The sequence below is a fragment of the Vineibacter terrae genome (assembly GCF_008039615.1).
GTDB lineage: Bacteria > Pseudomonadota > Alphaproteobacteria > Reyranellales > Reyranellaceae > Vineibacter > Vineibacter terrae.
In genome coordinates, this window is the sequence record NZ_VDUZ01000021.1 from 65078 (window position 1) to 79474 (window position 14397).

General features: G+C 66.7%; 9 protein-coding genes and 1 tRNA gene. 4 read left to right on the forward strand and 6 right to left on the reverse strand.

Annotated features, from left to right (window positions below; translation table 11 throughout):
- Positions 1-300: 300 nt before the first annotated feature.
- From FHP25_RS18795 to FHP25_RS18805, 3 genes are read left to right on the forward strand one after another with little or no spacing between them, the layout of a single operon-like run.
- Positions 301-2751 (forward strand): M10 family metallopeptidase C-terminal domain-containing protein, encoded by a 2451-nt coding sequence (locus FHP25_RS18795; protein WP_178133627.1) that lies wholly within the window; start codon positions 301-303, stop codon positions 2749-2751.
- On the forward strand, positions 2748-4439 hold the full coding sequence (locus tag FHP25_RS18800; RefSeq protein ID WP_147848491.1) for a type I secretion system permease/ATPase: 1692 nt from the start codon (positions 2748-2750) through the stop codon (positions 4437-4439). The genes FHP25_RS18795 and FHP25_RS18800 overlap by 4 nt, the downstream gene beginning before the upstream one ends.
- Positions 4436-5743 carry an HlyD family type I secretion periplasmic adaptor subunit gene (locus FHP25_RS18805; protein WP_147848492.1) on the forward strand — a complete coding sequence of 436 codons (1308 nt, stop codon included), beginning with the start codon at positions 4436-4438 and terminating at the stop codon, positions 5741-5743. Before FHP25_RS18800 ends, FHP25_RS18805 begins: the two co-directional genes overlap by 4 nt.
- 116 nt (positions 5744-5859) lie before the next feature.
- Here FHP25_RS18805 and FHP25_RS18810 read toward each other — a convergent pair whose 3' ends face one another.
- From FHP25_RS18810 to FHP25_RS18825, 4 genes are all read right to left on the reverse strand, one after another.
- A complete protein-coding gene (locus tag FHP25_RS18810; protein WP_147848493.1) occupies positions 5860-7803 on the reverse strand; it encodes a tetratricopeptide repeat protein in 1944 nt (647 codons plus the stop codon).
- A gap of 30 nt (positions 7804-7833) precedes the next feature.
- Entirely contained in the window at positions 7834-10035 is a 2202-nt protein-coding gene (locus FHP25_RS18815) for a protein kinase domain-containing protein (RefSeq protein ID WP_147848494.1), read from the reverse strand.
- A 361-nt stretch (positions 10036-10396) separates the two neighbouring features.
- Complete coding sequence (locus FHP25_RS40850; protein ID WP_178133628.1) at positions 10397-10549, reverse strand: hypothetical protein; 153 nt, start codon at positions 10547-10549, stop codon at positions 10397-10399.
- Positions 10550-10984: 435 nt separating this feature from the next.
- Positions 10985-11074 (reverse strand) — tRNA-Ser (locus FHP25_RS18825).
- 183 nt (positions 11075-11257) lie between these two features.
- Here FHP25_RS18825 and FHP25_RS18830 point away from each other — a divergent pair.
- Entirely contained in the window at positions 11258-11599 is a 342-nt protein-coding gene (locus tag FHP25_RS18830) for a hypothetical protein (protein WP_147848496.1), read from the forward strand.
- Between the two features lie 21 nt (positions 11600-11620).
- Here the strand turns inward: FHP25_RS18830 and purU are convergent, their stop codons facing one another.
- The gene (gene purU, locus FHP25_RS18835) at positions 11621-12484 is read right to left on the reverse strand and encodes a formyltetrahydrofolate deformylase (RefSeq protein WP_147848497.1); all 864 of its coding nucleotides are present in this window, start codon (positions 12482-12484) and stop codon (positions 11621-11623) included.
- A 52-nt stretch (positions 12485-12536) separates the two neighbouring features.
- Positions 12537-14336: a translation elongation factor 4 gene (lepA, locus tag FHP25_RS18840; protein ID WP_147848498.1), complete on the reverse strand. Its 1800-nt coding sequence runs from the start codon at positions 14334-14336 to the stop codon at positions 12537-12539.
- Between the last annotated feature and the right edge of the window lie 61 nt (positions 14337-14397).

Genomic DNA, 14397 nt, shown 5'->3' on the forward strand with positions numbered 1-14397 from the left:
TCGGCGCAAGCCTTGCCAGCGTCACCGGCATTTCGCACACCGGCCCAGCGCGCACTCGGCGGGACATCGAACTCATTTCAGCCGCAGTTGTGATCGACGCAAAAGCCGCGGCAACCTTCGTGCCGTGGCAAGCCGGCCGTGCATCGATCCGACAGTGCCGACGACGCGGCACCGCACGGCGACTATTCCACAAAGCGACGGCGTGACGCGTTGAGTGACACCGGTGCCGTCGTTACCCCTCGGCATCATTCTCTCACAATTATTTCAAGCGGGACGCACAAAGTACGCATGAGTACCAACATGACCACGAGTGACCTCGGAGCAGCCATCACCGCCGCCATTCAGGACGGCCATGTCGCCCATCTCGATGGCGGCACCTATACGATCACGTCGCCGATCGTCGTCCGTGCCACCGACATCAACCGAGGTGCGCTCGGCATCGACGGCCACGGCGCCACGCTTGTATCGCAGGTGACCAGCGGCGAGCCTCTTATTCAGATCGTCGCCGATGCCGGCGTGGATCTCCGCTACCTCACTCTGTCGAACTTCAAGATCGTGGGGAACGGCAGCGAGGGCAATGGCATCGAGATCGTCGCCGACGGCAACGACCGCTGGGTCTACAACTGGTCCATCGACAACGTGACCGTGGAGCAGGTTGGCGGCTACGGCCTCGATGTGCAGGGCAGCGTGTTCGAGGGTGTCGTCTCCAATTCCTGGATGAACGACAATGCCAAGGGTGGTGCTCACTTTGCGCACAGCGCCGACGACGGTCAGGTGAGCGCGCTGCGCTGGTTTGGCGGCGGCTTCAAGGACAATGGCGGCGACGGCCTCACGCTCGACAATGGCGCCCGCGACATGAGCATCGACGGTGCTTCCTTCGTCGGCAACAATGGGGCGGGCATCAGCGCGCCATACGGCATCACCTCCGTGAGCTCCAGCACGTTCGAGGACAATCATGGTCCCGGGGTGTGGTTCCAGAACTATGGCAACTTCTACGACGACAAATTCGTAACCTCCGGCCCGCAGACAGTCGGCATCAGCGGCTATCTGGCCGGCGGCGACACGATCAGCGCGACTCTTGTCGGCAACACCAGCACATACACAGGCGGGGGATCCGACCCGACTGCGCTGGCCGACCTGCAGGGCAGCGGCGGGGTGTTCCTGTCGGCCGAGAGCGGCAAGATCGTCACCGGGCCGGCTGTCTCGGTGAACGATGCAGGCGCTGGCAACATGGCCGATGTGTCGGTCGACGCGCAGGGCGTGGTGTCGCCCATGCTGGCACCGGTCACCGCCGCCACAACGCAGAACAACGCGAGCAGCGATGGCAGCAGCGCGCTGGAGGCGGCACTGGCCGAGGGGATCGCAGGCGGCATCATCGCCCACCTGACGGACGGGGCCTACACGGTCACTTCGCCGATCGTCATCAACATCACCGACTCGAGCCAGACGGCCATAGGCGTCGACCTTGGCGGCGCCAAGATCGATTCGCAGATTACCGATGGCAGGCCGGTCATCGAGATCATCGTCGCTCCCGGCGTGGACGTGAGCAACCTCACGCTGTCGAACTTCTCGGTCTTCGGCAACGGCAGCGAGGGAGACGGGATCAGGATCATCGCCGACGGCAGCGATCGTTCGATCCAGGACTTGCGCATCAGCAACGTCAACGTCGAGTACGTTGGCGGCATCGGCCTCGATGTCGTGGGCAACATCTCGCAGGGCACCGTGTTCAATTCATGGATGCACGGTGACGGCCAGGGTGGCGCGCGCTTCGCCAACAGCGCTGGCGGCGGCATTGTCAGCGGAATCGAATGGGTGGGCGGCGGCTTCCGCAAGAACGACGTCGCCGGCCTGATCGTCGACAACGGCGCGCATGACGTCGCTGTGAAGGGCGCATATTTCGTGGAAAACAGCGGTCCGGGCATCGCCGCGACATCCGGCATGACGTTGGTGCAGGGAAGCGGCTTCGAGAACAATCACGGGGCCGGCGCGATCGTTCACGGACCTGCAGCCTTCATTGATGACTCGTTCTCGACCTACGGCGTGCAGGAGGTCGGCGTGGGCGGCTTTCTGGACGGCGGGCAGATCACACTGACAGGCATCGGCAGTGAATACTACGGCGAGGGCACCGACCCGACGACGCTGGCCAATGTCCAGGGTGACGGCACGCTTGCGATCGCAAGTGGCGGCAACGTCGTGGTGGGGCCGAACGTGACGGTGACGGGTGGCGATCCGAGCAGAGCCGCGGCGACGGACGTGGCGCTTTCTGCAGGGCAGAGCGCGGTCGAAACCGACCACGCGCAGGCTCTGGTCGGAACGGTCGGCGACGATGTCATCGAGGGCACCAGCGGCACCACCGAGATCATGGGCGGTGCCGGCGCCGACGTGCTGACCGGTGGTTCCAGCGGGACCACCTATGTCTACGGCACCGTGGACGATTCGACGGCAACGGCGCCCGACACGATCACCGGTTTCCAGCCGGGCTACGACAAGATCGATTTCACCAACATCGCGGGCATCAAAGCCACTGATGGTGTGCCGCAGTTCCAGGGTGACATCACCGGCAGCGGCAGCGCGACGCTGGAGGCGCACAGTGTCGCGTATGTCGAGGCAGGCGGGAACACGCAAGTGCTCGTCAACACGACGGACACGCCCGAGACCGTGACTGCCACGGACACCCATGCGGCCGACATGAAGATCATGCTGCTGGGGGTGAATCTCGGTCTCGGCGCCAGCGATTTCCATCACGCATGAAGACAGAAATCGCACGTCTGGTGCGCAGCAGCAGCGGTCCCTACCTGGGGACCGCTGCTGCCTTCAGCCTGGCCATCAACCTGCTCTATTTGGCCGGTCCACTCTACATGCTGCAGCTTTATGACCGCGTAGTGCCCAGCAGCAGCGAGATCACGCTGCTGATGCTGACGCTTGTCTTGCTGCTGGCCTATCTGGCGCTGGCCGGCCTCGATGCCGTGCGGGCACGCGTGCTTACGCGCGTAAGCGTACGCCTCGACCGGCAGATAGCCCCAAAGGTCATGACGGCGATCATCGACGGTCGAGCAGGCGCAGGCGGGGCGCGCAGCGAGCTTCTGCGCGACTTCGACAGCGTGCGCCAGTTCCTTGGCGGCGCGGGCATCCATGCCATTTTCGACCTGCCCTGGGCGCCGCTTTATATCGTCGTCATCTTCATGCTGCATTGGGCGCTTGGCGCCTTCGCGCTGGGCTGCGCCCTTCTGCTGATCCTGTTGGCGCTGGTCAATGAATGGCTGATACGCGCCCCGCTGGCCGACGCCAACATCGCGGCAGCGCGCAACTACAGCTTCACCGAGATGAGCCTGCGCAATCGCGATGCCATCCGCGCCATGGACATGACGGAGGGTCTGCTGCGGCGCTGGGGTCAGGACCGCGATCGCACGCTGGAGCGTCAGGTCGTGGCCTCCGATCGCGCGGCGGCGATGCAGAGCGGCGTGAAGTTCTTGCGGCTCTCCATGCAGTCCGTGATCCTGGGGCTCGGCGCGTGGCTAGTCATCGAGCGCAATGTGACTGGCGGCGCGATGTTCGCGGCGAGCCTGCTGCTTGGCCGTGCCCTGCAGCCGGTCGAGCAGATCGTCGGCACCTGGCGCACGCTGGTCTCCGTGCGTAGCGCATGGCGACGCCTGAGCGATCTCTTCGCGGCCCGTGCCGTCAGCGCCCCGACCGTGTCGCTGCCCCGGCCAAGCGGACATCTTGCCGTCGAGGAGCTGAGCTTCGCGGTGGCGGGCACCCCCAAGCCGCTGCTGCGTGGCATCTCGTTCGCGCTTCAACCGGGCGAGGTGCTGGGCGTTATCGGCCCGTCGGGCGCCGGCAAGTCCACCTTGGCACGCCATCTTGTCGGCGTGCTGGCGCCGAGCGCCGGCGCGGTGCGGCTCGACGGCGCCGACGTCAGCGCCTGGGCACGCGGCACGCTGGGGCAGCATGTCGGCTACCTGCCGCAAGATATCGAGCTGTTCGCCGACACGGTCGCCGCCAACATCAATCGCTTCAAGCCGGGTGATGACGACGCGATTGTCCGCGCCGCGCGCATGGCGGGCGTGCATGAGCTGGTCCTGCGCCTGCGGCAGGGCTACGACACCCAGGTGGGAGAAGGCGGCGCGGTGCTTTCCGGTGGTTATCGCCAACGCCTAGCGCTGGCGCGCGCCGTCTACGGCGATCCGAGCCTGGTCGTTCTCGACGAGCCGAGCTCCAACCTCGATGCCGAGGGTGACGCGGCGCTCAGCCAGTGCATTCGCGAGCTCCGGCAACAGGGCACGACCGTCGTCCTCGTCTCCCACCGCCTGAGCACGGTCGGCCTTGCCGACAAGCTGCTGGTGCTCAAGGACGGCAAGGTCGAGCTGTTCGGCCCGGGCGCCGAGATCCTCGCGCGGCTGGCCCGCGGCCCGCAGCTTCAGGCCGTGAGGTCGGCGTGACGGCCATCAGCGACGTCCCGGACGATTCGGGCTTTCGGTCTGCTCTCGCCGGCTGGCTGATCATCGCCACATTCTTCGGCGGCCTGGGCGTGTGGGCCGGCACCGCGCCGCTCGATGGAGCGGTCGTCACCAGCGGCGTGGTGAAGGTCGACGGCAACCGCAAGAGCGTGCAGCATCTCGATGGCGGGATCGTCAAGGAGCTGCGCGTGAAGGAAGACGACCGCGTCAGGGCCGGAGATGTGCTGATCGTGCTCGACGATACACAGGCCAAGGCGGAGCTCGATATCCTCTACGAGCAGTACGTCGTCTTGCGCGCGACCGAGGTCCGCCTGCTGGCCGAATTGGCCGGAGAGCCGGAACTGGTCAAACCGCCGGAGCTGGCCGCCGGACAAGCCGGTTCTTACGCGACAAGAATCTGGGCCGGCCAGGTCCAGCAGTTCGAGACCCGGCGCGCCGCCATCGAGGGCCAGCGCAAGGTCATCGTCGAGAAGATCCACCAGCTTCAGTCGCAGATCGACGGTACGGAAGCACAGGTGAAGGCCTACGTCGAGCAGATCGAATCTGTGCGCGCCGAGGCCCAGAGCGTGGCGCCTCTGGTGGAGAAGATGCTCCTGCCACGCGCCCGGCTGCTGCAGCTCGAGCGTGCGGCGTTCGGCCTTGAAGGGCAGATCGCCGATGCGCGGGCCAATATCGCCCGCTTTCGACAGGCCATCGCCGAGCAGGAGCTGCAGAGCGCTCAGCTCGGCAACGATCGCATGGCCGAGGTCACCAAGGATCTGCGCGACGTCCACGCCCGGCTGGCCGAGGTGCTCCCCAAGCGGACCAACGCCGAGGCTGTGCTGAGCCGCATGGAGATCCGCTCGCCCTATGCCGGCCGCGTCGTGGGTCTGAACGTGTTCTCGATCGGGGGCGTGATCCAGCGCGGCGAGAAGCTCCTCGATATCGTGCCCGATGAGGACGAGCTGACAATCGAGGCGCAGATCGCCGTCGAGGATATCAGCGACGTCCACCCGGGCGCCCGGGCCGAGCTGCATCTGACGTCCTACAAGCAGCGTACGACACCGGCCATCCACGGCGACGTGGTCCGTGTTTCCGCCGATCGGCTCACCGACCCGAAGACCGGCAACTCGTACTTCGTCGCTTCGATCCGTCCGGATGCGGCCGAGCTCGCCGGCCTGCCGCACATACGCTTTCAGCCCGGCATGCAGGCAACGGTGCTGATTCCGACCGAGAGCCGCACCGCCTTCGATTATGTCGTCGGGCCGCTGACGATGTCCTTCAGGCAGGCGTTCCGACAGAAATAGGGCTGCGCCTGAAAAGGGCGTAGACAGGGTCGCGGGTGTGGCCCGGCAAAAGCCTGCTTGCAATCCGGCCGATGATTGCGGCTGCAGTCGCGTCAGGCCGAGATGATGATCGCAGCTCACTTGATGTTGGGATCGAGCAGCTTCGCTTGCCTCATGTCGGCCTCGGCACCGGCAGTGTCGCCCGTCCGGCGCTTCAGCAGGCTGCGCCTGTAGTAGGCGGTGGCATCGCGCGGATCGACCTTGACCGCGACGTCGTAGTCGGCCAGCGCACGATCGAGATCGCCGATCGCGGTATGGGCCTCGGCGCGCCTGGTATGGAAACCGAAGTTGTTGGGGGCTGACTGGATTGCGACGTCGTACTCGCGGATGGCCTGCTCGAACTGCTTCCTGCCGGCGAAGATCAGTCCCCGCTTGTAGCGCGCCGCCGCATTGCCGGGGTCGAGCTTGATGGCCTGGTCGTAGTCGCGCAACGCCGGGTCCGTGTTGCCGGCCTGCAGGTGAATGTCACCGCGCCCGACCAGCAGGTCCGCATCGCGGCCATCGATGGCGATCGCCTGATTGTAGTCGGCAACCGCCCGCTCGATCTGCCCCTTGCTGGCGTAGGCCTTTGCCCGGTTCTCGTAGAATTGCGGATCGCCGGCCTCGAGCCGGATGGCGGCATCGAAGTCGCGGATCGCGGCATCATGGTCACCCATGACACCGTAGGCGATGCCGCGATCGCTGTAGGCGCGCGCCCGATCCGACGATGGCTGCCCGTCCGACTGGATGAGCCTGGTGCAGGCCTGCACGACGACCGCCGACGTGTAGACGCGCTGCATGTTGGCGCACTGATCGCGCAACGCCATAGTGGCGGCGTCGACCGGCGCTTGCGCCGCCGACGTGCGCTCGCGCGGCGGCGCTGATGCCGTCTGCGATGCTGGCTTGACGGCCGCCCAGTTGGACCAGGCCAGATATCCGCCGCCAACCAGAAGCGCCACGGCTGCACATCCGACCGCCGCCCAAGCCGGCCAGCGGCGGCGCGGCGCATATGCCGGGTTGCTGGCGGCGGGCGGCGGGACGGCCGCCGGCGCCGTGGCCGAAGCCTGCCAGGCAGGCGACGCCTGGGACCGGGCTGGCGGCGCCGCGACCACTTCCCCTGTCAGCATGCGCCGCCATGCGGCGATGGTCTGTGGCCGGTCTTCCGGCTTCAGCACCAGCGCCGCATCGATCGCGGCCAGGAACGCAGGTGGGCAGCGTCCTTGCCCGGCATCGACGGCCGCGACCATCCGATCGCCCAGCATGCGCTCGATGGCATTGGGCGGCGGCGCGCCCGTGATGCCGTGATAGAGCGTCGCGCCCAGCGCGTAGATGTCGGTCCACGGGCCCTGGCCGCTGGCGCTGGTCTGCTCGAACGGCGCGTAGCCGGGCGTGAAGATCACCGTCAGCGACTGCGTGCGATCATGCAGGGTGATGCGGGCGGCGCCGAAATCGATCAGCGTCGGCTGCCCGTCCGCGCCGACGATGACATTGCCCGGCTTGATGTCGCGATGCAGGAAGCCGTCGGCGTGCACACGCTCGAGGCCGTCGAGCAAGGGATGGATCAGCCGTTCCAGGACGGCGAAGGGAAGACGCCGCTCGCGCTTGAGGATCGCGTCCAGCGGCTCGCCGTGGATCAACGCCATCACCATGTAGGCGGTGCCGTTGGCTTTCAGGAAGTCATGGACGGCAACGACGCCCCTCACCCCGCCCAGCCGTGCCAGTGTCCTGGCCTCGTTCAGAAAGCGGTCGCGGCCCCATGTGAAGTCGGCGGCGACCTGCGTCGAGCGCGGCAGCACGTGCTGATTGGTGTGGCGTTCGGCGAAATGGACCGGAAGATATTCCTTGAGCGCGACGTCGCGCGCCAGCTGTACGTCACGGGCACGATACGTGATGCCGAACCCGCCCCGCCCCAGCACCGAGACGATCTCGTAGCGGCCGACCCGCGCGCCGGCCGGCAGCGTGCCGAACGTGTCGATCGCGGTATCCCCGGCTTGCGCGTTGCGATCCATGCCCGGTCCGGCTGAATAGGTGTTCTGTGCCACCTTGGTTGCCTCCGGCGGATCCTGTCCGCCTCACTGGATCGTCGGGTTCAAGGCTTTGGCGCGGGCCATGTCGGCGTCGGCCCCTGCCTTGTCGCCCATGCGCAGCTTCACGCCGCTGCGATTGAAGAACGAGTCGGCGTCGCGTGGATTGAGGCGGATGGCCTGGTCGAGATCGGCCAGCGCCAGGGGGTAGTCTCCCTTCAACGCATAGGCGCCGCCGCGGGCGGCAAAGTACGCGCTGCGCGTCGGGTTGAGCCGGATCGCCTGGCTGAACTCCAGGACGGCGTTCTGATAGTCGCGCTTCATCAGGTGGACCCGGCCGCGGTTGAAGAACGGGTCCGGCACCGTCGGGTTGCGCTGAGTCGCGAGGTTGTAGTCCTGCAGCGCCAGGTCGATGCGTCCGCGCTCGGCATTGGCGTTGCCGCGGCCGAGGATCGCATCGATGTTGCGCGGATCGAGGCGGATGGCGGTGTCGAAGTCGGCGATGGCGCGCTCGTACTGCTTCATGCGCAGATGCATGGTGCCGCGCGCCCGGATCAGCTCGGCACTGTCCGGATCGAGGGCGACCGCCTTGTCGAGATCGCGCAACGCCGCTACCGGCTCGCCCAGATCCCGGTAGGCGACGGCGCGGTTGGCATAGATGATGGCAACGACAGGCGGCTTGTCGCGGCTGAGCGTGATCAGCGTGGTGCATGCCACGACGACGTCGATCAGGGGGCGGCCCCGTGTGTTCGAGCACCATTCCTTCAGCTCGCCCGAGCCGATGCCGCCTTGCCGGGTGATTTCCTGTGTGATACGGCGGGCCGTGTCGTCGATGGCACGCCGCACGGCATCGTTGGTGATCGCCGGATTGCCCGATCCGCCGGAGAAAGCCGCGCCGTTGCCGGGCAGCGGCGTGCCCTCCTCGCTACGACGCGGCGCCGGCGCATCCGTGCGCCGCGGCGCGTCGGCATACTGCACCGGCGGGCCGGCGGCGTGGCGCGCCGCCTCGCCCTGGGCCTCCCACACCATGTAGCCGACCATCGCCACCAGGCTCAGGGACAGAACCCCGATCACGGGGACGATCAGCCAGAGCGGCGGGCCGCCGCGGGTGCCGCCAGGCGCCGGGCGGGCCACGACATGCGGCGGCGGAGCAAAATCTGTATTGCCGGCCGCGTTCGGCATTGCCGGTGCTGCCGGCATGAGCGGTGCCACCATGGCGATCGCGCCTGCGCCCGGTACCGGCATGATCCAGTTGGGCGTGAGGGCGCCGGCACGGGATGCCCTCGACGATGGCACGCCTGCCGCCGCCGGCGCGCCGGGCAACAGCATGCGCCGCCAGGCCGCGATCGTCTGCGGCCGCTGCTGCGGATGGATGGCGAGCGCGGCGTCGATGCCGGCAAGCAAGGGGGCCGGATACTGCCCGGCGCAAGCCTGGGTCGCCGACACCATCGTGTCGCGCACGGTGCGATCCTTGGCGTTGGGCGGCGGCGCGCCCGTGACAGCATGGTAGAGCGTGGCGCCCAAGGCGTAGATGTCGGTCCACGGCCCCTGATGCGCCGAGCTCGCCTGCTCGAGCGGCGCATAGCCCGGTGTGAAGACGGCCGTCATCGCCTGAGTATGATCCTGCAGCGCCAGGCGGGCCGTGCCGAAATCGATGAGGGTCGGCTGCCCCTGGGCATCGATCACGATGTTGGACGGCTTGATGTCGCGATGCAGGAAGCCCAGCGCATGCACGCGCTCCAGCCCCTCCAGGACCGACGACAGCCAGCGCTCGAGCATTGCCGGCGACAACCGCCGCTCGCGTCGCAGCAGCGCGTCCAGCGTCTCGCCTTTCACCAGCGCCATCACCATGTAGGCGGTGCCGTTGGCTTCAAGGAAGTCATGGACGGCGACGACGCCGCGCACGCTTTCGAGACGCGCCAGGGTCGTGGCCTCGGCACGGAAGCGCTCGCGCCCCCATCGGAAGGTTTCCACCGTCTGGGTCGAGCGCGGCAGGACCGTGTGGTCGCCCTGCCGCACGGCGCAGGAGACCGGCAGATACTCCTTGAGCGCGATATCACGCCCCAGCTGAGTGTCGCGCGCGTGGTACGTGATGCCGAAGCCGCCCTGGCCCAGCACGGCGATGATCTCATAGCGCCCGATGCGCGTGCCCGGCGGCAAGGCCGCCAGCCGCTCCATCGGCACGCCGCCCGCGCTCTGCGGGCCACTCGCCACTGTCGGGACGAATGCGGCGTTCTGGCTATGATTCATCGACGATGCGCTTTGCCTCGCTATCCCGCCACGCACGCTATCGTCAGCCGGCGGCAGAATTTTGACGCAATTGGCCCGCGTTCAAAAACGCCGGGACGTCGTGCTTCCATACAAGAGACACGTTCCCGCTTCAGGTCCGGGAGTCAAGCGTAGCTGCATCAACAGTGATCAAAATATGAGTCTGCAGAATCATTTCACGCTGTCGGCATCCATGGCGCCAATGGAATCGATGATGTCATGAAAAGGGAGGTCGCTGAGGCTTTCGCTCCTGTTGCGCAGCCGCGATTTCACATCGTCGGCACGACCGGGATCATCTGAGCGTGGCCGATAACGAAAAGATCTTCGGACGATCGATGCGGCATCAGATCCTGGACGTGGGCGGCTGGCGACTTGTGATGTGGCAGGCCGATTCGTTGATCCGGTGGCCCCACGACTTGTTCTGACGGAAGCAGATGTGCTCTGGCTTGCCGGTATCGTGCGTGCGGCCGATCGTCCACTCGCCATCATGAGCCATGTGCCGATCTCCGAATCGCAATTGCGTCGGCAGAAAGTTGAACAGTTGCTCGCGACAAAGCAGGGCTCACCATGACGCCGCTGCTCGCGGTCGACAGACTCTCGGTCGAGTTTCGCAATCGGTGCAGCGCGACACGTGTGGTTGACGATGTGAGCCTCGACACAATGCCCGGCGAGACCGTCGCAATCGTCGGCGAATCCGGCTCGGGCAAGTCTGTGACCGGACCTCAATCCGATCGAGCAGGTCTTTTCCAAACTCAAGGCGATCCTGCGCTCAGCCATCAGGGCCGGGAGGAAAGGCGACCAAGGCGACCTAACCTGTCTGGGATGATTCACGAATTCGTCTTAGCCGGGGTTCGTTCTGCGACCGGAAGACCCCGCCGGTCGGGGCACGCTCCCTGTGCCGGAGCGCTGGAGAAGAGTTAGCGCGTCTGGTTGGCGGAGAGGGCGGGATTCGAACCCGCGGTGGCTGTTACACCACGCACGCTTTCCAAGCGTGTGCCTTAAACCGCTCGGCCACCTCTCCACGACGCGTCGCGGGGCGGTGCCCCCGACGGCGGCGCAAACTATACTCCCGGCGGGGCTTTGCCAACTGCCGGAAAACGCCATTGTACGAGGGGAAACTGGTTATGCCGGCTTTTATCCGGGCCGGCCGGCTGCTAGCGTCGGCCAATCCTCAGGTGACAAACGGCGGCGGGAGGGCCGATTGATGGCGGTCTTGCGGGGGCTCGGCTGGCTATTGCTCCTTATCACGGCGGTGGTCGGGGTCTACGAGGTCGCCGAATATGTCGACAACGGCGAGCACGCCCTGACCGCCCTGGGCGAATTGTGGTTCAAGGTCCACGCGTCCAGCCTCAACCTGGCGCAGGCGGTGGTCCAGCGCTACCTGCATGAGGCGGTCTGGGACTATGCCGTCCGGCCCGTGCTGCTGCAGCCGGCGCTGCTGGTGTTCGGCGGCGCCGCCCTGTTCTGCCTGGTCGTGGGCAACATCTTCCGCCGCCGCGGGGAGAGCAGCACCGGCGGCCCTCGCCGGCGCCGGCGGCGGCGCTGACGGGCTCGGCCGGCCGGCCCGTCAATCGGTGAAGACGACGGTCTTCCGCCCGTTCAGGATCACCCGGTCCTCGAGATGGTGCAGCACCGCGCGCGCCAGCACGCGGCGCTCGATATCGCGCCCCTTGCGCACCAGGTCGTCGGGCGTGTCGCGGTGCGAGATGCGCTCGACATCCTGCTCGACGATGGGACCTTCATCGAGGTTGGCGGTGACATAGTGGGCCGTGGCGCCGATCAGCTTGACCCCGCGCGCATGCGCCTGGTGATAGGGTCGTGCCCCCTTGAAGCCGGGCAGGAATGAATGGTGGATGTTGATGCAGCGCCCGAGCAGCTTCGCCGAGAGGCCGTCCGACAGGATCTGCATATAGCGCGCCAGCACGACCAGGTCCGTCTGCGTTTCCTGGATCAGCTGCCACAGGCGTGCCTCCTGCTCCATCTTGGTCTGCGGCGTCACCGGCAGATGGTGGAAGGGCAGGTCGCCCAGATCGTTCGACGTGATGCTGCCGCGGTCGTGGTTCGAGACGACCGCCGTGACCGTCATCGGCAGCTCGCCGATGCGCCAGCGATAGAGCAGGTCCGCCAGGCAATGGTCGAACCTCGAGACCAGCAGCATGACCCGCTTGCGGGCCTGGCTCTCACGGATCGTGAGCTCCATGCCGAAGCGCTTGCCCAGGTCGCCCAGCGCCGCCGCGATGGCCGCGTGGCCGCGGCTCTCCTCCAGCCGGTTGAAGACGACGCGCATGAAGAAGCGCCCGGATTCGACGTCGTCGAATTGCTGCGCATCGAGGATGTTGCAGCCGGCCTCGAACAACAGGGTCGAGACCGCGGCGACGATGCCCGGACGGTTCGGGCACGCCAGGGTGAGGATGGCTGTACGTTCAGGCATGACGTTCGTGGCGGGCGTGGAGGCCGGCCGGGGCACGATACCCCGGCCCGCTTCAGCTGCCCGTCTTCAGGGCGGCGAGGAACGCCGATTGCGGGATCTCGACATTGCCGATCTGCCGCATGCGCTTCTTGCCCTTCTTCTGCTTCTCCAGCAGCTTCCTTTTGCGTGAGATGTCGCCGCCGTAGCACTTGGCCAGCACGTCCTTGCGCAAGGCGCTGATGGTCTCGCGCGCGATGACGCGCCCACCGATGGCGGCCTGGATCGCGATCTTGAAGAGCTGCTTGGGGATCAGGTCCTTCAGCCGCTCGCACAACGTCCGCCCGCGGCTTTCGGCGTGGCTGCGATGCACGATGATCGACAGCGCATCGACGGTTTCGCCGTTGACCAGGATCGTGACCTTGACCAGGTCGCCCTCCTCGTAGCCCGCCATCTCGTAGTCGAAGCTGGCATAGCCGCGCGTCACCGACTTCAGCCGGTCGTAGAAGTCGAACACCACCTCGTTGAGCGGCAGGCGGTAGACCACCATCGCACGCGTGCCGGCATAGGTGAGGTCGACCTGCACGCCGCGGCGCTCCTGGCACAGCGACAGCACCGGGCCGAGATACTCGTCGGGCACGATGATCGTGGCCTTGATCCAGGGCTCGGCCACCGTTTCGATCTGAGCCGGGTCGGGATAGTCGGTCGGGTTGTGCAGCTCGATCGCCTCGCCGTTGGTCATCGTGATGCGATAGACCACCGAGGGTGCCGTGGTGACGAGGTCGAGGTCGAACTCGCGCTCCAGGCGCTCCTGCACGATCTCAAGATGCAGCAGCCCCAGGAAGCCGCAGCGGAAGCCGAAGCCCAGCGCGGCGCTGCTCTCGGGCTCGAAGTGGAAGCTGGCGTCGTTGAGCCGCAGCTTGGCCAGCGAATCGCGCAGGTTCTCGTAGTCGCTGGCGTCGACCGGGAACAGGCCGCAGAACACCACCGGCACCGACGGCTTGAAGCCGGGCAGCGGATAATCGGCCGGCCGCCGCTCCTCGGTGATGGTGTCGCCGACCTTGCAGTCCGAGATGGTCTTGATGCCGGCAATGATGAAGCCGATGTCGCCCGGGCCCAGCTCCGCGACGTCGCTGGGCTTGGGCCGGAAGACGCCGACCTTGTCGATGTCGTAGGCGGCGCCGGTCGACATCATGCGGATCTTCATGCCCTTCCTCAGCACGCCGTCGCGCACGCGCACGAGGGTGACGACGCCGAGATACGGATCGTACCAGCTGTCGACCAGCAGGGCCTTCAGCGGCGCGGCGCGGTCGCCGCTGGGCGGCGGCAGGCGCTCAACCAGGGCTTCGAGCACGTCGTCGATCCCCAGTCCGGTCTTGGCCGAGATCGGGATCGCGTTCGAGGCGTCGAGCCCGACGACGTCCTCGATCTCCTTCTTGACGCGCTCCGGATCGGCTGCCGGCAGGTCGATCTTGTTGAGCACCGGGATCAGCTCGTGGCCGGCCTCGATCGCGTGATAGGCGTTGGCCAGCGTCTGGGCCTCGACGCCCTGGCTCGCGTCCACCACCAGCAGCGAGCCTTCACAGGCGGCCAGGGATCGACTCACCTCGTAGGCGAAGTCGACATGGCCCGGCGTGTCCATCAGGTTCAGCACGTAGCGCTGGCCGTTCCTGGCCGTGTAGTCCAGCCGCACGGTCTGCGCCTTGATGGTGATGCCGCGCTCGCGCTCGATGTCCATGCTGTCCAGCAGCTGATCATGGAACTCGCGCGCCTCGATCGCTCCACAGCGCTGGATCAGGCGGTCGGCCAAGGTCGACTTGCCGTGGTCGATATGGGCCACGATCGAGAAATTGCGGATCTGCGAGAGCTCGGTCATGGCCGGCGGCGGTTCCAAAGCACGGGAAAGCGGTCCGGGTAGATAGAGGCCAGGGACGCAC